General features: G+C 46.4%; 16 protein-coding genes and 1 pseudogene. 12 read left to right on the forward strand and 5 right to left on the reverse strand.

Annotated elements, in window-relative coordinates; all coding sequences use genetic code 11:
- Window positions 1-43 precede the first annotated feature (43 nt).
- A complete protein-coding gene (locus MKY54_RS02965; protein WP_339189410.1) occupies window positions 44-1,312 on the reverse strand; it encodes an NAD(P)/FAD-dependent oxidoreductase in 1,269 nt (422 codons plus the stop codon).
- 394 nt (window positions 1,313-1,706) lie between these two features.
- Here MKY54_RS02965 and MKY54_RS02970 point away from each other — a divergent pair, with 394 nt between their 5' ends.
- The 3 genes from MKY54_RS02970 (at window position 1,707) to nadE (ending at window position 4,742) form a co-directional block, all read left to right on the forward strand.
- Window positions 1,707-3,209 (forward strand): ATP-binding protein, encoded by a 1,503-nt coding sequence (locus MKY54_RS02970; RefSeq protein ID WP_081393520.1) that lies wholly within the window; start codon window positions 1,707-1,709, stop codon window positions 3,207-3,209.
- Window positions 3,210-3,329: 120 nt separating this feature from the next.
- The gene (locus MKY54_RS02975; protein WP_036676813.1) at window positions 3,330-3,764 is read left to right on the forward strand and encodes a BrxA/BrxB family bacilliredoxin; all 435 of its coding nucleotides are present in this window, start codon (window positions 3,330-3,332) and stop codon (window positions 3,762-3,764) included.
- Between the two features lie 168 nt (window positions 3,765-3,932).
- Complete coding sequence (nadE, locus tag MKY54_RS02980; RefSeq protein WP_076124401.1) at window positions 3,933-4,742, forward strand: ammonia-dependent NAD(+) synthetase; 810 nt, start codon at window positions 3,933-3,935, stop codon at window positions 4,740-4,742.
- A gap of 95 nt (window positions 4,743-4,837) precedes the next feature.
- Here nadE and MKY54_RS02985 read toward each other — a convergent pair whose 3' ends face one another.
- The gene (locus tag MKY54_RS02985) at window positions 4,838-5,665 is read right to left on the reverse strand and encodes an alpha/beta fold hydrolase (protein WP_076124399.1); all 828 of its coding nucleotides are present in this window, start codon (window positions 5,663-5,665) and stop codon (window positions 4,838-4,840) included.
- A gap of 209 nt (window positions 5,666-5,874) precedes the next feature.
- Here MKY54_RS02985 and acpS point away from each other — a divergent pair, with 209 nt between their 5' ends.
- On the forward strand, window positions 5,875-6,273 hold the full coding sequence (gene acpS / locus MKY54_RS02990) for a holo-ACP synthase (protein ID WP_076124398.1): 399 nt from the start codon (window positions 5,875-5,877) through the stop codon (window positions 6,271-6,273).
- 37 nt (window positions 6,274-6,310) lie between these two features.
- The gene (gene mutY / locus MKY54_RS02995) at window positions 6,311-7,594 is read left to right on the forward strand and encodes an A/G-specific adenine glycosylase (protein WP_339189413.1); all 1,284 of its coding nucleotides are present in this window, start codon (window positions 6,311-6,313) and stop codon (window positions 7,592-7,594) included.
- An 810-nt stretch (window positions 7,595-8,404) separates the two neighbouring features.
- Here mutY and MKY54_RS03000 read toward each other — a convergent pair.
- Window positions 8,405-9,013, reverse strand: coding sequence for a superoxide dismutase (locus MKY54_RS03000; protein WP_036676820.1), 609 nt, complete (start codon window positions 9,011-9,013; stop codon window positions 8,405-8,407).
- 482 nt (window positions 9,014-9,495) lie between these two features.
- Between MKY54_RS03000 and MKY54_RS03005 the strand changes: the two genes are divergently transcribed.
- The 5 genes and pseudogenes from MKY54_RS03005 (at window position 9,496) to folE (ending at window position 12,966) form a co-directional block, all read left to right on the forward strand.
- Window positions 9,496-9,915, forward strand: coding sequence for a GNAT family N-acetyltransferase (locus MKY54_RS03005; RefSeq protein ID WP_036676822.1), 420 nt, complete (start codon window positions 9,496-9,498; stop codon window positions 9,913-9,915).
- A 190-nt stretch (window positions 9,916-10,105) separates the two neighbouring features.
- Window positions 10,106-10,714, forward strand: coding sequence for a signal peptidase I (lepB, locus tag MKY54_RS03010; protein WP_076101394.1), 609 nt, complete (start codon window positions 10,106-10,108; stop codon window positions 10,712-10,714).
- A 35-nt stretch (window positions 10,715-10,749) separates the two neighbouring features.
- A pseudogene (queG, locus tag MKY54_RS03015) lies at window positions 10,750-11,904 on the forward strand (tRNA epoxyqueuosine(34) reductase QueG); the annotation flags it as partial.
- Between the two features lie 171 nt (window positions 11,905-12,075).
- Window positions 12,076-12,327: a YneF family protein gene (locus MKY54_RS03020; RefSeq protein ID WP_036676828.1), complete on the forward strand. Its 252-nt coding sequence runs from the start codon at window positions 12,076-12,078 to the stop codon at window positions 12,325-12,327.
- 45 nt (window positions 12,328-12,372) lie between these two features.
- Window positions 12,373-12,966, forward strand: a complete 594-nt coding sequence (gene folE, locus MKY54_RS03025) for a GTP cyclohydrolase I FolE (protein ID WP_036676830.1) — start codon at window positions 12,373-12,375, stop codon at window positions 12,964-12,966.
- A 118-nt stretch (window positions 12,967-13,084) separates the two neighbouring features.
- Here the strand turns inward: folE and MKY54_RS03030 are convergent, their stop codons facing one another.
- Window positions 13,085-14,263, reverse strand: a complete 1,179-nt coding sequence (locus MKY54_RS03030; protein WP_076138416.1) for a Fe-Mn family superoxide dismutase — start codon at window positions 14,261-14,263, stop codon at window positions 13,085-13,087.
- A 254-nt stretch (window positions 14,264-14,517) separates the two neighbouring features.
- Here MKY54_RS03030 and MKY54_RS03035 point away from each other — a divergent pair, with 254 nt between their 5' ends.
- Window positions 14,518-15,894 carry an MATE family efflux transporter gene (locus tag MKY54_RS03035; protein WP_339189416.1) on the forward strand — a complete coding sequence of 459 codons (1,377 nt, stop codon included), beginning with the start codon at window positions 14,518-14,520 and terminating at the stop codon, window positions 15,892-15,894.
- On the opposite strand, the gene MKY54_RS03040 is transcribed toward MKY54_RS03035, so the two are convergent.
- Complete coding sequence (locus tag MKY54_RS03040) at window positions 15,895-16,935, reverse strand: alpha/beta hydrolase (protein ID WP_339189418.1); 1,041 nt, start codon at window positions 16,933-16,935, stop codon at window positions 15,895-15,897.
- Window positions 16,936-17,231: 296 nt separating this feature from the next.
- On the opposite strand from MKY54_RS03040, the gene MKY54_RS03045 reads away from it, so the two are divergent.
- Window positions 17,232-17,975 (forward strand): IclR family transcriptional regulator, encoded by a 744-nt coding sequence (locus MKY54_RS03045; protein ID WP_036676839.1) that lies wholly within the window; start codon window positions 17,232-17,234, stop codon window positions 17,973-17,975.
- Window positions 17,976-19,119: the final 1,144 nt, after the last annotated feature.

Raw genomic sequence — 19,119 nt, forward strand, 5'->3', positions numbered from 1 at the left:
AAAGTAGTAAGCTGCTTGGAGGATATTCACGTTGCATTAGAGATTATCCCAGTCGAATGTCAGCAGCGTGCTTGCCTGCTGTATATCCTGTTGAGAAGGCCGCTGTTATATTGTAGCCTCCTGTATAGCCATGGATATCGAGTACCTCGCCGCAGAAGAATAACCCCGGCATAAGCTTCGATTCCATTCTTTTGGGATCGATCTCCTTCAGGTTTACCCCGCCCCCGGTAACAAAGGCCTCGGATAGGGAACGGGTGCCATGCACATAAACCGGCATGCGTTTCAAAATCCCAGCTAATAGAAGCAATCCATTCTTGGAGACGTGATGACCGGTTATATCCCCATCTAAGTCAGCTTTAGTCAGCAAGAGGGGGATGAGACGCTCTGGCAACAGCCCTTTTAGCGAATTGCGGATTGCTTTCTTAGGTTCCTGATCCAGCTTATCCTGCAACATTGATTCTACTTCCTGTGTGTTCAGATCAGGGAAGAGATCAATGGACATCTCCACCGTATCTGTGCCGGATTTACGTTGGACTTGTCTCAGAAATTGGCTGCACCGCAGTGCAATGGGTCCTGATAATCCAAAATGGGTGAATATCATATCTCCTCGATGAGAGATGACCTTCTTTCCTTTAGGGTTCCACACAGTGAGGGCTACATCACGTAGCGACAGGCCTTGCAGCTCGCCGGACTTAATCCATTCTTCCCGTGAAAGAATCGGCACCTCTGTCGGAAACAGCTCGGTGATCGTGTGCCCTGCGGCTTCTGCCCAAGGGTAGCCATCTCCAGTGGAGCCGGTCTGTGGTACAGACTTGCCTCCGGTGGCGATGATAACAGCAGTGCAGGCGATCGTCTTGCCCGAGCTCAGCTGGACTCCCTTAACAGCCTCTTCGTTATAGATTATTCTTGAGACGGGACTGTCGGTCATAATCTGCACGCCTAGACTCCGTACTTTGCTGATTAGGGCAGAGACGACACTAGAGGCCTTATCGGAAACGGGAAACATCCGCCCGTTATCTTCTTCTTTTAATGCAATGCCTAAACCTTCAAAAAAGGCGATGATATCCTGGTTATTAAAATGGTCGAAGGCACTATACAAAAAACGCCCGTTTCCTGGAATATGGGCGATTAGCTCGTCTCTTTCCTTGACGTTGGTAACATTGCAGCGTCCGCCACCAGATATTCCGAGCTTTCGGCCTAGTTTTGCTCCCTTGTCGATTAGCAGAACGGATGCCCCGTGTTCTGCAGCGGCCACGCTTGCCATTAGACCCGAAGGGCCGCCCCCAATGACGATCACATCGTAATTGCTCATGAAATTTTACTCCTTTACATGTTAAGACACGGAAGCGATTTCCGCGGGTATTCCTAACGGAATCATACCATTCTGATTCACATGTAACCAGTCTTGTCCAATCATTAGGTGATTATCGTTGTCAGGAGAGTAATCCTGTGCTTTAATCTAAGCATGTAGGGTAATTTGTCCATTTTGGGGTGTGATTGTAATTATTGGTGCGGTTAAGGATATCTTATTGCAAATATCGGCAGCATGCTCCTTTCTTTTTCTTTTTCAATGGTGGGTGGACCGTAGATTTGTGACTCGGAAAAAGGGGAAGCTCCCAAATGATCAGACCTTTTTAATTTTGGCGTGTACGTTTAGTCTTATCCTGTGCTCTCTTCTTTCGACAACTCTGTTTGGTGTAGCCTATTTGAATTTAGGATTAATCCCTGCGTATATTGGTATTTTATATGGAACTACCCGTTCGGGCATTTTGCTGTCCATTTTCTTGCTTATCTGCAATGTAATCATTGCGGAGCCTACAGGAATCAGTAACGTGATATTGAATTCAGGGGTTTTATTATATCCGCTGCTGTTTGGACTGGCCAAACCTTTTAAGAAAGGTACAGTAGTTGAGAAGATCGGTATGTTATGGATGATTCTTTGTCCAAGCATGCTATTTATTGCGTTAGTCCCGATTATAGGCGGGGAAAATATATATGAATCAAATTCCGTGCAAGCATTTCTGATTACGGTATATCTGTTTTTCACCATCGCTTTAGGTGGTGTTTTTGTATATTTTGTTGAGATGGTTAGAAGTAGATTGCGGGATAAAGTACAAATGGAGAGTATCAGTGAAAGTTTCCAGTGGGAGTCCGAGAAGCTGCAGCAGATTACCAATGTAGTCCCTCTGAGTATTATGTCTCTGGATGAACACGGAGTTGTAACTGATCTTAATGATTGTATGTTAGGAATGATGAGGACTCATTATCCCAATTTGCGAAAAGAGGATATTATTGACGAACCGGTAAAAAAGTTTTTTCACAGCTCAGTGGATACACAGGCCTATATGCGGGTAAGTGATAATATCCGCTCTAAACGGCGTTCCAGTGAAAAAATGATTCATGAGTCGCGCATCTATCAGATTTATTCAGCGCCGTTAATGCATAAGAGCTCAGGGGTAACAAGTGGTGCTGTAATTATTGTGCAGGATATGACCAATGAGGAAAAACTACGTGTAGAGCTGGATCATGTGGAACGTTTGAGCTTGGTCGGGCAGATGGCTGCTGGAATTACCCATGAGATTCGTAATCCTATGGCGGTAGTTCGGGGTTTTTTGCAGCTGATGAGAGAAAAGAGTGCTCAAGAATTGGATTCTTATTATCAGATTGTGATGGAAGAGCTGGACCGCGCTAATAGTATTATTAATGATTTTTTATCCTTGGCACAGAGCCGGGTTTCTGATAAAGAGAAGGTGCTGCTGCACCATATTATAGAAGAAGTTAGTCCATTGCTGTGGGCTGATGCTAATCTTCGCGGTCAAAGTGTTGAACTGAAGCTGAGCCCATCACTGCATGAATTGGAACTAAATGTCCGGGAAATCAAGCAGCTTATTCTCAATTTAGGACGTAATGGTATGGAGGCTATGGGACCCAAGGGGGTGCTGACGCTGGAGACACGCAGTACTCATGATAAAGTGGAGTTGATTGTCACCGATAGCGGTGTTGGTATGTCAGAAAGTCAACGCGAGAAGCTGTTTTTACCCTTTTTTACGACGAAAATTCAGGGAACAGGTCTAGGCTTATCCTTGTGTCTTAGTATTGTGGAGCGGCATAACGGTAAAATAAATGTAGAGTCTGTAGAAGGAGAGGGCACGGTTTTTACGATCTCCTTCCCATTGGATAAGGAGGAACCCAGCGGGGTTCGCTCGTAGATTGAATCACCCTCTACAGCATCTCTTGCTTTCACAGAGTATGAATGTATAATAAAGTTAGTAAGTACTGCTGTAATATTATCTGACAAACAGTTGAAATGTGAAGGAGAGTGCAGAGAAATGTCCATGTCTTTTAATCAATATATGAGAGATTCAATTCAGCCTATGCGTGATGACCTGACAAGTATCGGGTTTCAGGAGCTTATGACTCCAGAAGAGGTGGAAGCAACTCTTCCAACCGCAAAAGGAACATCGCTTGTAGTCGTAAATTCGGTCTGTGGTTGTGCTGCTGGACAATGTCGTCCAGGTGTAGCTCAGGCTTTGCAAAATGAAATCACTCCGGATCACTTGTTCACAGTGTTTGCAGGTCAAGAGAAAGAAGCTACTGCTAAAGCACGTGAATATTTTGCTCCTTATCCGCCATCCTCACCTTCCATCGCACTGATGAAGGATGGAGAACTCGTTCACTTTATTGAACGTCATGGCGTAGAAGATCGTTCGGCTGCTGAAATTGCTGCTGAATTGAAAGAAGTCTTCAATCGTTTGTGCCAGTAAAAACAGTTATTCCATATAATCTCGCATCAGCCGGCAAATCGGCTGCATGCGGGATTTTTCAAAATATAAGAGCAATAATGGGATAGAATATGCTTAGAAGCATGAGCTTCGTTTGGGTGGATATTTTGATGGATATGGAACCATTTCTGATGGAACGAGGTGTGTTTGGTGAGTTTACAGAAAGAAATTATTGCGGATCTTGGCGTGAAGCCAACGATTGATGTAGAGGTTGAGGCACGAAAACGGGTTGATTTCTTAAAGTCGTACGTGCTGAACGCAGGGGCTAAAGGATTATTGATCGCCATTAGTGGTGGAGTGGACAGTGCGGTAGCCGCGGGTCTTTGTAAACAGGCTACGGACGAGCTGTCGGCAGAAAAAGGCACAGAGTATATGACACTTGGAGTATTCCAGCCTTATGGGGTTCAGGAAGATATTCAGCACAGCTATGATGTTGCCAAAGCTTTTAATCTGACTCATACTGTGGAGACCAACATTGAGGAAGCGGTAAATGAAATTGCCCTTGAAGTTGAGCATGGTCTGAAATCAATAGGCCAACACCGCCATATGACGCATCAAGGCAAAGGAAATGTTAAAGCCAGAACACGTATGGTTATGCAATATGCACTCGCTTTTGAGAACAATCTGATTGTAGTAGGAACGGATCATGCTTCTGAAGCGATTACCGGCTTCTACACGAAGTGGGGCGATGGCGCTGTAGATATTACACCACTATCCACACTTAATAAACGTCAGGTACGTCAATTGGCTGCACATATCGGTGTGCCTGCGGATATTGTCACAAAAGCACCTACGGCGGGCTTATGGCCGGGTCAGACGGATGAAACCGAGCTGGGCATTACTTATGACGATAACAGCGACTATCTGGAAGGTAAACAGGTTAACCCTGAAGTAGCTGAGAAGCTTGAGAACTATTACCGGAGAACGGCACATAAGCGTAATGTTATTCCGGGGATTTAGAATAGGTTGAACTAGAAATCGCCACGGGTCTGCGTAGCAGCAGAGCTCGTGGCGGTTTTGGTGAGTTGGATAGCTGGATAGACTAAGAAGAATAATTATTCTGTAAGCGTAAGTGTCTGATCGATAAAATTAGTTGTCGCAGCAATCGCGAACTCTAATTGCGGAGTCGTGCCAGCAAAAGGATGCACAGTGTTGAACGTATGATTACCCTCAGGAACCTGCACCCAGCTAATATCTGGCCGAAGTTTGATGAGATGCTCAGATCCTTGGCGGAGATGTACTCCATCTTGACTGCCTTGAATAAGGACAACTGGGAAGGACGCTTTCTGTATGCGTTCAAGGATGTTATAACGTTCTTTGTTGTTCTCCATGTCTTCTAAAATTACAGCATCCAGCGGCATTTGTTGGCCAGTACGTCCATTAAGGACATAGGTTCTTCCTGTTTCCTTCATCTGCTGCTTTTGTTCTTCCGTCAGCAAATCGAGTTTCGTAACCCCGTTCCAGGAGATTACTCCGCTGATCTCATTGGGATGATCAAGCGTGTAGACCAAACAAATTCCCCCTCCGAGACTGTGGCCGAGAAGGAATAACGGCAGGCTGCCGAATTTCGGGTGTTGACTAAGATAGGACAACAGGATTTCCATGTCCTTCAAGCTGCGGCGATAGGTGTTGCGGGCGAACTTCTCAAGTTCAGTGAAATGCAGCAGATCTTCCCCGATGCCAGCATGAGAGAAGTTAAAAGTAATTACTTCATGCTCTTGGCTGAGAGTTGTGGCTATGTAAGGAAACATTCCCCAATCTTTAAAACCTTTGTAGCCATGGGCTATAACTATAACGCTTTTGGCTTTGCCTTGGGCTGGGAAGTGTGAGCAGCGGAGAACAGCTCCGTCTCCGGCAGGTATTTCAAAATTACGATGATTCATAGGGTAATCCCCTCTCCATATATAAAAATGAAGTAAATCAGCTAGTCTATCGTGAAGTCGCTGGATAGTCTTATTAGACTTAGAGCGCATTTTCTTTTAAGATAGCAGAAAGAATCTTGCAGGACTATTACTTTTAATAATACTTCATATGATTGATCATACCATTATTGAAGCAAAATGGGATACACGTCCATAAGGAGCGTGAAGTGTTGATTTACGGAATCGGACATGATGTGTTAGAAATTGAACGAATCTCAGAGGTAATAAATAGAGGACTGGGTAAGAAATTTAACCAGCGGGTCTTAACAGAGCAAGAATATCAACTTGCTGAAGAGCGAAGCGGGAGGTTGGCTGAGTTCGTAGCCGGACGTTTTGCTGCCAAGGAAGCAGTTGTGAAGGCTTTAGGCTGTGGCATCGGCAATGTAGTTGGGTTTCAGGATATTGAGATATTGCCTGATGCTAAAGGAAAACCAGAGGTAACTTTATCGTGTGAGGCTTGGAGCAGACTAGATCTGCCAAATGGACAGAGGTACACCATTCATCTTACGATAACACATGGCCGTGATTTGGCTTCGGCTTTTGCTGTCGTGGAAGGGCCAGGTTCATAAATTGAACCCTGATTATAGAAGGGCAAGGAGCGTTATAATGACACAACAAGATCTACAAGTTCAAGACGAACAGGAGCTGCGGGAGGCTAAGCAATATTTCAGCTATCATTTGCTGGAGTGGTATCAAGGGCAGAAACGGGATTTGCCTTGGCGTCGGCACCGCAATCCTTATTATATTTGGATTTCTGAAATAATGCTGCAGCAGACAAGGGTGGATACGGTAATCCCGTATTTCAATCGGTTTATCGAAAGGTTTCCTACCGTGGAGTCGCTCGCCGATGCACCAGAAGAGGACGTGCTTAAGTGCTGGGAAGGCTTAGGTTATTATTCTCGTGCTCGCAATATACAGCATGCGGCCAAACAGGTCAAAGAGCTGTATGGCGGGCAGGTGCCGAATGATCGCGAGGCTGTGTTCAGTTTAAAGGGAGTGGGACCTTATACGGCAGGGGCTATCCTTAGCATTGCGTTCAATCGGCCGGAGCCAGCGGTCGACGGCAATGTGATGCGGGTGTTGTCCCGATACTTCCTGATAGAGGATGATATCGCCAAGGGACCCACCCGCGTAAAAATGGAGCGCCTGGCAGCTGAACTGATCCCGGAGGGGGAAGCGGCATCTTTTAATCAGGCGCTGATGGAGCTTGGGGCGCTCGTATGCACTCCTAAATCACCGCGCTGCTTAACCTGCCCGGTGATGGAGCATTGCGCCGCGCGCCTGGCGGGCTGCGAGACCTCGCTGCCCGTCAAGACCAAGGCCAAGCCGCCGCGCCCTGAGGAACGGCTGGCGGCTTTGATTGAGGGCCGCGGTGCCCACGCGGGCCAAGTGCTCATCCGGCAGCGGCCACAAAGCGGGCTGTTAGCCCGCATGTGGGAGCTGCCGCACTGGCCGGCGCCGCCTGTGGAAGGCGGCGCCAAAGGCGCGCGGCTGCCGGAAGCGGCGGCGCTGGACCGGCTGCGCCGGTCACTGCGGGAGGCCGGGATCTCTGCCCGGCCTGAGAAGCACTGGATGGCTGCTGAGCATATCTTCAGCCATATCGTGTGGACGCTGCAGGTGTACCGCTGCAGCGAAGAGGACGCCCTTCCGCTGCCGATAGCGGCAGAAGGACGGGCAGTGTACAACGCGGAAGCGGACTTGTTCTCGGGGATCGACAGCAGCATGCCTATCGAGAGATTTGAGGACGGGACCGCTAGTCCAGAGGACGGCGGAGCAGTGCGCTGGATCAGCCGCGAAGACATGGCTAACTATGCGTTCCCTAACGTTTTTCTGAAGCTACTGAACCTTTATTTTGATGAGCAGGAAGAGCGGGCGAAGCTAGAGAAGTAGAAGATTCGCCGTGTTGCGTTGCTAAAGTGCTAAATGTACAAAACCTGAGTTTGATGTATGCACCTAAGTAGGGTCGTATGCACCTAAGTAGGGTCGTATGCGCCTAAGTAGGGTCGTATGCGCCTAAGTAGGGTCGTATGCACCTAGGTAGGGTCGTATGCGCCTAAGTAGGGTCGTATGCGCCCAAGCATGGTCGTATGCTTCAGTCTCTTCGTAGCAAATATTTGTTTATTTGGTTCAGATTAGTTCAGTCTTGTTCCAACTAAATTCTTCTGGTGTTCTATGGCTACGAGAGTGAATGAAATTTAATTAGGGAATTCTTCCCTAAAAATAGGTCGAATTGGCTTGTAATTGATCATTTTAGGGAAAACCTCCCTAATAATTGGGGAAATATCAGTTTTATGCCCAAAAAGGATGATTTTTAGGGAGTATTTCCCTAATTACTCGTGTTTATGGAGTATATCGCAGAATTTTAGGGAGTTATTCCCTAATCTATTGCTCAGCGACTCCAAACGCAGATTCTCGTAAGCCGAGTATAGATTTATTGCGATTTATTCCGATTTATTCTCATCTATACCGATCTATTCTGATCTATACCGATCCAGTTGCATCCATTTAAGCGACGCAAGCGGCGTGAAATGCGGTGTCTGGGAGGATCTCAATCAATCAGTCAGTCAATCAGTCAGTCAATCTCTGTCTTTATCTTTATCCCTCTATATCTCCAACCTAAACAAAGAAGGTATCCCTTAGCCTATTCGGCTCTGAGATACCTTCTTTTTTAGTTAAATGGCATAAGCCAAATGGAATTTCTTATTTTGCGCTTTCGTAACGTTTGCCAACTTCTTCCCAGTTTACTACGTTCCAGAACGCTTTGATGTAATCAGGGCGTTTGTTTTGGTAGTTCAGGTAGTAAGCGTGCTCCCATACATCCAGTCCGAGGATTGGAGTAGCGCCTTCGCTGATTGGGTTGTCTTGGTTAGGTGTGCTTGTTACTGCCAGTTTGCCATCTTTAACAACTAGCCAAGCCCAGCCGCTGCCGAAACGAGTAGTTGCTGCTGCTGCGAAATCTTCTTTGAATTTTTCGAATCCGCCCAGTTCTTTATCGATAGCTTCAGCCAATGCGCCAGTTGGTGCGCCGCCGCCGTTTGGTCCGATAACTTCCCAGAACAAAGTGTGGTTAGCGTGTCCGCCACCATTGTTGCGAACAGCAGTACGGATAGCTTCAGGTACAGCGTTCAGATCTGTAAGAAGCTCTTCAATGCTTTTGCTTTGCAATTCAGGTGCTTTTTCCAAAGCTGCATTCAGATTAGTTACATATGTGTTATGGTGTCTGTCATGGTGAATTTCCATCGTCAATGCGTCGATGTGTGGTTCGAGTGCGTTGTTCGGATAAGGAAGTGCCGGTAATTGAAATGCCATGGAAAAATCCCTCCTGAGTTATATTAGAATTTTGTTATAGATAAAGAATTCTGGCGAACTAACGTCAAAATCCTTTATTGTAAATATGTACTATAGGGTTTCGCCCAATAGGATACTTTAATTAAACCGTATCTAGACCAATAATGCAACACTAAACAAACATAAATGTTTATAAAGTATAATTGGAGAGGGAAAGGGTTTTACAATTGTATTTAGAATGTTAAAATAAATAGTCCCTAACCTATAGACATATATCCTTATTAATACCCTTTTAATGAAGAAATGAACCCCATCCGAAATGTAAACGCTTGATATTAAGCGCTTTCAAAAGAAAAATGATGATATCACGAGAAAAGTGTGCTTTAATAGATTTAAAAGCAGGTATTCCTCGATATTTGATGCTTTTTTTTATTTTCTCTATGTTAAGGGAACCCCTTCTTTTTGTTAAATTCATAAGCCATAGACAAGGGAGATTTTAAAGAATGCACGTTCGTTCCTTTCAATTAAGCGACGTTAGCCCTGTGACTGATTTGCTGCAAACCGCATTATCGGAAGAGTGTTTCGAGAACACTATCGAGCCTTTCTCCAGGCAGCTTTCTTGGGATTCAGATCTCATTGTAGTTGCGGAAGATGAAGAAGAAATTGTTGGAGCACTGATTGGTACAATTGAGAAAAACCACGGTTGTTATTTCCGGATTGCTGTACATCCTGATTATCGCCGCAGAGGAGTCGGTAGAAGTCTGGTATCAGCTATGGAATCCAGGTTTCAAGCTCGTAAAGTCAGTGGTATCTATGTAGCCGTCGATGAGCATAATTCTTTTGCTTTGCCATTGTATGAAGCTATGGGATATAGCGAGAATCAAATCTTCAAATCTGTCCGGAAGCTGAGCATTGTTGGGTAATTTTGATCACTCATCTGCGAAAGCGGAAACATTTTCTAGAAAAAAGAACTATAGCTGACGATATAGTCTGTTTCATTCATACTCGAGCGTATTTTCCAGAAGTCCATTGCTAATGGCTGGGAGATATGCTTTTTTATTGTTATAATATCTGCAAGTATAGACTTCAATTATTGAGAACAGAGGTGACATATTGAATCAGGAGCCCCAAGTAGATTACACGAGAAATAGGAAACAAAGACATAGATCCTCCAGATCCAAGACTACCCTGGGCGGTCGTTTGGTCTCGGAAATGAAGGATTGGCTGCTTACAGCTGTGATTGTTTTTGCTGTGATGTCTGTTCTTAATGTTTTTGTGTTCAATATATCAACGGTTAAAGGTCAGTCTATGCAGCCAACGCTCTGGGAGGGTGAGAGGCTCTTCATTAATAAAATTTCATTGCTCTTCGTAAATCCAAAACATGGTGATGTTGTCATTCTTCATGATCCAAGTACTGGACCTAGTCATAAGGAGTATTTAGTGAAGCGAGTGATTGGCATACCTGGAGATATCATAGAGGTACGGAATCATCAGTTATACGTGAATGGAAAAATAGTGAATGAGCCCTATATCGATACTGAGATTGAAGATCCGGATTTTGCAGCGTTAACCGTGGAAAGTGGCAATTATTTTGTAATGGGCGATAACCGTCATGCTTCAGCCAGCAAGGACAGCCGTTACTTCGGCTCTATTTCACAGGATATGATTGTCGGCAGGGCTGATTATATATGGTGGCCTCTGTCAAAACTGAATAGATTATAAGAAAGTCAGCGAAGATATGAAAGGAGAAGGCGGAAATGACCAATACATTTCAGTCATCGTATGCTCCCCCGCCTTCCAAGTGGGCACAGCTTAAAGCAGAGATTCAGGAGGCTGCGACATCACTCGGTATTGATGATATCGGGTTTACAACAGCAGAACCTTTTTTATATTTAAAAAATATACTGCAAGACCACCGGGACAAAGGATATGAATCTGGCTTCGAGGAACCCGATCTGGATAAAAGGACAGTTCCAGCATTGTCTTCTGGAGACAAACCGTTATCTATTATTTCGATTGCAGTGGCTTACCCTTCTAAAATGGAGAACCCTCCTAAATCTGAGCCGGGTGCACGTAGAGGCATCCTCGCCCGGGCATCTTGGGGCAGGGATTATCACCATGTGCTGAGGGAAGCCTTAAGTAAGCTAGAGGAATTTATTCACGAGCGTGTACCAGAGGCTGTGCTGGAAAGTATGGTGGACACTGGTGTTCTAGTAGATAGAGCGGTAGCGGAAAGAGCGGGAATAGGCTTCAGCGGCAAAAACTGTTCTATCATCTCGCCCAAATGGGGATCTTGGATTTATCTTGGGGAAATGGTTACGAACATTCCTTTTGCTCCGGATGAACCTGTTGAAGAAGGCTGCGGGGACTGTACCAAGTGTATTGATGCTTGTCCGACCGGAGCGCTGGTGGGTCCGGGTCAGCTTAACGCACAGGCTTGTATTTCTTTTTTGACGCAGACTAAAGGGTTCCTCAGCGAGGAGTATATGACCAAGATCGGCAATCGTCTATACGGCTGTGATACTTGCCAGATTGTATGTCCCAAGAATAGAGGTAAGAACTGGAATCATCGCCCTCAGATGCAACCTGATCCTGAAATTGTGAAGCCGCTGCTGCTGCCGATCCTTGATCTTAGCAATCGTGAGTTCAAAGAGAAATTCGGCAATAGCTCAGCAGCCTGGAGAGGCAAAAAGCCGATGCAGCGAAATGCGATCATTGCCCTAGGCAATTTTAAGGAAGCCGGGGCTGTGCCAAAGCTATCAGAGATTGTTCTGAAAGAGCCGCGGCCAGAGATGCGGGGCACTGCTGCTTGGGCGCTTGGACGTATTGGCGGTGATGAGGCTCTAGCGGCTGTAGAAGCGGGTTTAGAGCGCGAGGAGGATAGCACGGTGAGGGAAATGCTAAGCCGGGCGCAGGATGTGCTCCTTACTGGGAAGAAGGCACGGGAGGACAGCGATATTAATGGAGGAAAAAGTTCATAGACAGGTTGCATATTGCCAATTGCTGTCCAGTTCCCGAAATGCTATGATAGATTCGCGTGCCATATGGCGATGCAGACAATAGAGTGTAGAGGTGGGCTTTAGATGAGTATCGCATTACCTATTATTACATTGGTCGTAGGTCTCATCGGTGGTTTTTTCATCGGTGTATATTATCTGCGCAAACAAATGACAAACATGCAGAATGATCCTGAAATGCTGCAAAAGGTTGCAAAGCAAATGGGTTATAACCTGAACGGGAAGCAAATGCAGCGTGCCCAGCAAATGATGAAGACTCAGGGACAGCCAGGTGCGCGCCCAGGAGCAGCTAAAGGGAATAAACGTAGAAGTAAGTAACCGGGTCCGGATAACATGTATACGGGTGCGGAAGGGGGAGACATCATGGGGAACATCAAGGAATATGTGAACGGTAAAGTTGCAGAGAACCGTGAGCAAATCGAGTATCACGTTGAGAAAATATTAGAATTAATCGGTGAAGATACCGGCCGCGAGGGACTGCTGGAAACACCGGCACGTGTTACGCGGATGTACGAGGAGATATTCGGCGGTTATTCGATAGATCCCCGCGAGGCGCTCGGCGTTACTTTTGATGAGTCTCATGAAGAGCTAGTGATTGTTAAGGATATCGTCTATTACAGCCAATGTGAACACCACATGGCTCCTTTCTTTGGTAAAGTGCATATAGGATACATTCCGAGCGGACGTATTGCTGGACTCAGCAAATTAGCTCGGCTTGTTGAAGCAGTAAGCCGGCGTCTACAGGTTCAAGAACGCATTACGGCGCAAATTGCTGATATTATGACGGAGGTGCTAGGCCCCCACGGTGTTATGGTTGTTGTGGAGGGAGAACATCTGTGTATGTGTGCACGCGGAGTGAAGAAGCCAGGCAGCAAAACGGTAACTATGGCTACTAGAGGGGTCTTCCGTGAGGATGCCGCCGCTCGTGCGGAGTTTCTAAGCTTGATTAAGGAATAAATATCGGGGTGCATACCTCGAAATTGGAAGGACCCATCGTTCACGTAATGTGAATGATGGGTCCTTTTTGGTCAGGGTGTGGGAATAAGAGTGATGTTCACTGTGAATTGAAATAATATCAAAAAGGCTTCCAGGCCAGTTTACTGGCAGCAGCATAACGTTCTGAGACGTAAGGCCAGTTAACGACCTTCCACCAATCCTCAATATAATCGGCCCGATTATTCTGATGTTTAAGGTAATAGGCATGCTCCCATACATCCAGAGCCAGTAACGGAACCACGTCCCATTGTGACAGGTTCTGATGTTTCTCCGCAGTCAAAATCTCCAGTCTATGACTGCGTGGACTCCAGACGAGAATAGCCCAGCCGCCACCTTCAACCTTATTCGCAGCTTCTGTGAACTGTTTCTTGAAGCTGTCATAGCTGCCAAAGCTTTGTTCAATGGCTTCCAGTAAGGCTCCAGTTGGACGCCCGCCACCTTGTGGAGACATTACGTTCCAGAAGATTGTATGGAGATAGTGGCCTGCCCCATTAAAGGCTAGCTCCCGCTCCCAATGCTTAACGAGATCGAAATCTCCTTTCTTGCGAGCCTCAGCTAGCTTGTTCTCCGCTTTATTTAGTCCATCTACATAACTTTGATGGTGTTTATCGTGATGAATCCGCATGGTTTTCTCATCGATGTATGGTTCCAGCGCATTATAAGCATAAGGCAATGGAGGCAGCGTATGTCCGCCAATTGGCACAGCACTCATTTCACGAATATCAAGGATAGTATCTGTAGAAGGAATAAGTCCCTCATTCCGAGTGACATTGTCCTCTTCTGTTCTTACGACATAGTCGGCTGCTGTATAATCTCTCATAATTTGCGTGAGCTGTCCGGGTGAGCTCAGAGTGTGCAGTACGGCAAGGAAATACTCTGATTCGCGAATAATATGCAGGATCACAGTGGTAGCAAGGGGGACGGCTTTGACGGCTGCGCTACTTTCCATAATGGCAAAAAGCTGCCGAACAAATTCTTGGGATTGGGTACAGGAGATATGCAGCAGCTTTTCTGTTTCCGCAGTGAGTTCAGCCTGACTTGGTGGAGAAGCAGAGAGGGCAGAATTCAATAACTGCTGAGCGGCCATCTCTGTGGCACCGAAGACCACTGCCCATTCATCCAGCAGTTTAACATAGGGTTCCTCCAGGTTAGGTACGATTGCTTTGATAACCTCGGTATGCTCTTTCTCTTGTGTTTTCCAGAATACGATTTCTTCTAAAATACGTACTGGCAGCATCGGCCCGTATACATATAACATTCCAAGAAAACCTCCCGTGATATGTCTTCATCAGTCCATTATATGTGTGCTCATGATAGCTTATGAAGAGCATAAGAACGCGATAATAATATCGTTGACAACCGTTTGATATGGTGAAATAATACAGGAAAATAAAGGCAATGATACCGAAAGGTACAACCTCGCGAAATGGAGGGTGTACCTTTTTTTGTCGTGTGGCCGATTAATGAAATCCTATGGGGTAGTAGAAAAACTTTGAGAAATGAGATGAGGGTATGAACAAGCTTGAGAAGAAGCAATTTTATAATCAGCTGTTAAAATTAGCGGTACCGATATCCCTCCAAAGTCTAGTCATGGCGGTGCTGTATTTAGTAGATCAATTGATGGTAGGGCAGCTTGGGGGTGTAGCAATCGCTTCGGTTGGGATGGCTAGTAAAATCTATAGCGTGATTTCAGTGGTACTGGCGGGTCTTGCTACGGGTCTTGCTATATACGCGGCTCAATATTGGGGGAGTAAAGACCGAAAGAGCATCACACCACTACTGGGATTAAGTCTTGGAATTGGCCTGATCTTGTCGGGTTCATTTACGATATTTGTTTTTTTCAACCCTCGGCTATGTCTGTCTATTTTTACAACGGATAAAGAAGTGTTGGAGAATGGGTACATTTTTCTGAAAATCGTTGCCCTCAGTTATATTCCAACGATGTTGACGATGCTCTATTCGGCGGTTCTACGAAGTTCAGGACATGTAAAGTATCCAATGATTGTTAGCATAGCTGCTGTAGGAATGAATATTATTTTAAACTATGCGCTTATTTTTGGGCATTGGGGATTTCCAGAGCTTGGACTTGCAGGTGCGGCATATGCAACGTTAATCTCACGTATAGTCGAAAGTGCTTTGATTGTCGGAGCCGTATATCGTGGAAAGCTGCCGGGTGCCGGAGGTATTAAGGAACTCAGTTCGTTTTCGAAAGCGCTGTGCATACCTTTTTTAAGAACGATAGCACCTATTGTTTTAACGGAATTGGTTTGGGTCTTAGGGGAGGCTTGTTATTCCGTAATATATAGCCGTATGGGCACAGCAGAGATGACCGCTATGACAGTGACCTTTCCGCTGCAGGGGTTGACGATTGGGCTTCTGGCAGGGCTTTCTGGTGCAGCTGGCATTATGGTCGGACATAAGCTGGGAGAGAATAATAATGCAGGTGCTTTTCAGTATGCTCGTTTTTTTGTTCGAATAGGAGTAGGGATTTCATTGCTGCTTGGTGTTCTTATTGCTGTTCTTGCCCCGCTCTACGTCTCAGCCTTTAACTTAACAGTGGAAGAGCGCCGAATGGCCACTTCCGTTATCTGCTTTTTTGCTCTTTTTTTATGGATAAAGGTGGGCAATATGATGATTGCGGGAGGGATCCTGCAGAGTGGTGGCGATAGTAAATTCGTCTTTATTATGGAAGGCTCGACAACTTGGTTGCTTGGGGTGCCTCTAGGGCTACTGTTGTCATGGGGATGGAAACAGCCTCTTCCCTGGGTATACTTCTTTCTGTCCCTGGAAGAGGCTGTTCGATTGGTTATAGGTTACGTGCGTTTTCGCCGTGGTAAATGGTTGAAGCAGCTGACCCATCAGGGGACAGAGGCGGATTGTAGTGCTTAACTAGTTACTTGCCATCGCCGGCTGGTTGCCATTGTAGGTTTTGGCTAGTTGAACATTTCCTAAGAAAGCAGAGACTCGCCGCAAATACTCACGCGGGTGCTCACGGAATAGCAATTCATGATGGCTGCCCTCTACGACCCAGGAATCTGAGAACGGATTGCTTTGGTTCGCGGCCAGCTTTTCGGCAATAGGATAAGGAGCTTTATCATCTTCGGTTCCATGCATGAGTAGAATAGGGAAAGGATAATCTTCGGATTTGACCTTCGCATAAGGAATTTGATTCAGCCCCGTACCGTTTAGAACTGGGAACAGCATTTCCATAATCGCCAGGGAAGGCTGGCGGGGCAGATCAATATTTTGCTTAATATTATGATACAGCGTATCTGGCTCTAACAAAAAGGTGCTGTCCAGAATCATCGCGTCAATGTCCTCTGATACTAATCCTGTTTGCAGTGCTGTGCCTGCTCCCATGGAGAAGCCCCATACCACTAACTCCTCAGCTCCACGTTCCTTAGCAAAATCAATAGCGCCTAGAAGCTGCTGGGATTCTTTTTTACCTCCGGTTGCAATATCCTTGTTGCCTTGGGCAGCAAAGCCGTAATCAAACATCACGACATTGAAATTCAGACTGTGTGCATAGTGAGCGAGATCGTACATAGGTACCCAAGATTCTTCCCGGTTGGCGCCATAGCCATGGCTGAACACGATAGTTTTGGTAGCCCCTTCGGAGGGAATATACCAGCCGCTCATCATCCGACTTCCATCTTTAGCTGGAAACGTCACATCCTCGTATGCGAGACCTTTGGCCTGCATGGGATTGGAATACAGAGGTGCGACCGTTGGATTAGATAATACCCAGGCGATATAGCCATGAAGTGAGACAAAGCAGAAGGCTAAGAAGAAAAAAATAGATAATAGCAGTGCAACGATAATATGCTTCACACGAATCATCCGCAGCGATAGCCGGGATGAACTGCCTTGTTTAGGTAGTTTAGGTCGACGGGAGACGATTGTGCCGGTTTGGCGAGTTGCCAGATCCATATGGTCCCCTCCTAAGAATGATGTGAGTACTAGTGCCTAGAAGAATTTGTAAAAATGATTCTAAAGCATCAGTAGATAATTTAATATGTTAATCGTATGAAAAAGCCCTTACAAAGTCAATGAATTAGATGCTTTTGTAATGTAACTGTAAAGTGCGGCCCAACCTTTTCCGGCACATTTTTGGCACAACTCCGGCGGAGTGAATATACTGGACTTTCCATAGAGTTTTGCACTAAGATAGAGTTAGTTATAATGTAACCGAGTTTCATTTGATGAAACACGAGGGGGAGATTGTCATGGAGGACCGAAAGCTTACAGTGCGTGCGGTAGAACGTGCGCTTGATATATTGCTTTGTTTTACGCAGGACAGAGATTTAGGGTTGACGGAGATCGCTTCAAAGATTGATTTACATAAAAGTACCGTCCATCGGCTGCTGGCAACCTTGGAGGAAAAGGGCTTCCTCATTCGTAATCCGGCCACTGAGAAATACAGTTTGGGTATACGAATTTGGGAATTGTCTACGCATTTGCCTGCTTTTGATGAGTCGGCCGCGGTATTATTGCCGTCAATGGAACGGCTGCGGGATCGGCTAGGGGAGACTGTTAGTTTATATTTACGCGACGGCATAGAACGTGTGCGGATTCAGGCGGTTCAGAGCCAGCAGGCCATCCGGCGAGTGGCGCAGATCGGTGCGAGATTGCCTTTATCTGTGGGGGCATCAAGCAAAGTGCTGGCAGCCTATGCTCCTCCAGAGGTGCTGAAAGAATTGCTGGAGAGTTCGGGATGGCCGGACTACGTTGAGAAGGATGTCTATCAAGAGCAGCTTAATGATATTATCCGGCTCGGATATGCCACCAGTTTCGAGGAACGCGAGCCCGGCGCGGCCGCGGTGGCGGTGCCTGTTACGGGCCGCAGTGGAAATGTGATCGCGGCGTTATCACTGTCCGGCCCAGTTAGTCGCTTATCCCGAGATACGCTAGTGGAATATGCCGCGGTACTGAAGGAAGCGGCTAGTGAAATGGGCATGATGATTCCTTAATTCGCTGGCTGAGACATACCTTGTTAAACAGCAAAGCAGCGATCTCTCCGTTACTGGAGGATCGCTGCTTTGCTGTTTTGGGGAGGGCTTAGTCGATTGTGGGTAAGTGGCTGAAAACTGATGGCTGATGGGTGAATGATGGGGGACTGACGGGTAACTGATGAGTAATTGAGAGTAATTGATGGCCTGATGAATGACTGACGAGTGAATGATGAGTGAATGATGAGTGACTGACGAGTGGCTGATGAGTGAATGATGGGTAACTGACGGCTGACTGATGGGTAATCAACAGCTAACTGACGGCTAGCTAATGGCTAACGGCTCCCCTACCTTGCGTTGGTTTGGTGAGCTTCAGTGAATATACGTTTCTTTGGAATCCTCAGTAACTCGTAATGCTGAGGCTCGAGCGTTTGAACCCCGGGTCTAGATAGGCGGAGGGACGGAGGGGCGGGAGGATGGAAGGACGGGAAGGTAGAGAACCCACCATGAACCTACGAGCCAACGATCCTACGAGCCAACGAACCCACGAACCTACGAACCCACGAACCCACGAACCCACGAACCCACGAACCCACGTATCTCATAACTCGTACACAAGTAATCTCGGGTTGTTATTTAGATATTCCCTGAGGCTTCCGGACTCAGAAGACGCTATTTGCCCATTTAAAGCCTTTTTGGCAGAGTTTCGGACCCCAGTGCAGCTATTCGGCAAAAATGGGCTCCTGTAGCGTGTTTTTCATGCCAATAGGGTCTATGGAGTCCGATCGCACGCTAAAAGTCGGATAATCGAGCGTATAGAGTCATCTGAGTCCGATAGCGCGGAATCCTAAGCGTCCCCTGGGGCGTGCGGACTCAGGGGACGCTATTTGCGAATTGACAGCCAGTTTGGCGTAGTTTCGGACCCCAGTGCAGCTATTCGGCAAAAATGGGCTCCTGTAGCGTGTTTTTCATGCCAATAGGGTCTATGGAGTCCGATCGCACGCCAAAAGTCGGATAATCGAGCGTATAGGGTCATCTGGGTCCGATAGCGCCGAATTCTAAGCGTCCCCTGAGACGTGCGGACTCAGGGGACGCTATTTGCGAATTGACAGCCAGTTTGGCGTAGTTTCGGACCCCAGTGCAGCTATTCGACAAAAACGGGCTC

Origin of the sequence: Paenibacillus sp. FSL P2-0121, assembly GCF_037975345.1 — a bacterium.
Classification (GTDB): domain Bacteria; phylum Bacillota; class Bacilli; order Paenibacillales; family Paenibacillaceae; genus Paenibacillus_AQ; species Paenibacillus_AQ odorifer.

Bases quoted from the DNA above. Each gene is read 5' to 3' on its own strand.
- MKY54_RS02965 (WP_339189410.1), bottom strand. From the start codon at position 1,312: ATGAGCAATTACGATGTGATCGTCATTGGGGGCGGCCCTTCGGGTCTA.
- MKY54_RS02975 (WP_036676813.1), top strand. From the start codon at position 3,330: ATGTCCATGTCTTTTAATCAATATATGAGAGATTCAATTCAGCCTATG.
- MKY54_RS02985 (WP_076124399.1), bottom strand. From the start codon at position 5,665: ATGAATCATCGTAATTTTGAAATACCTGCCGGAGACGGAGCTGTTCTC.
- mutY (WP_339189413.1), top strand. From the start codon at position 6,311: ATGACACAACAAGATCTACAAGTTCAAGACGAACAGGAGCTGCGGGAG.
- MKY54_RS03000 (WP_036676820.1), bottom strand. From the start codon at position 9,013: ATGGCATTTCAATTACCGGCACTTCCTTATCCGAACAACGCACTCGAA.
- MKY54_RS03005 (WP_036676822.1), top strand. From the start codon at position 9,496: ATGCACGTTCGTTCCTTTCAATTAAGCGACGTTAGCCCTGTGACTGAT.
- MKY54_RS03020 (WP_036676828.1), top strand. From the start codon at position 12,076: ATGAGTATCGCATTACCTATTATTACATTGGTCGTAGGTCTCATCGGT.
- folE (WP_036676830.1), top strand. From the start codon at position 12,373: ATGGGGAACATCAAGGAATATGTGAACGGTAAAGTTGCAGAGAACCGT.
- MKY54_RS03030 (WP_076138416.1), bottom strand. From the start codon at position 14,263: ATGTTATATGTATACGGGCCGATGCTGCCAGTACGTATTTTAGAAGAA.
- MKY54_RS03035 (WP_339189416.1), top strand. From the start codon at position 14,518: ATGAACAAGCTTGAGAAGAAGCAATTTTATAATCAGCTGTTAAAATTA.
- MKY54_RS03040 (WP_339189418.1), bottom strand. From the start codon at position 16,935: ATGGATCTGGCAACTCGCCAAACCGGCACAATCGTCTCCCGTCGACCT.
- MKY54_RS03045 (WP_036676839.1), top strand. From the start codon at position 17,232: ATGGAGGACCGAAAGCTTACAGTGCGTGCGGTAGAACGTGCGCTTGAT.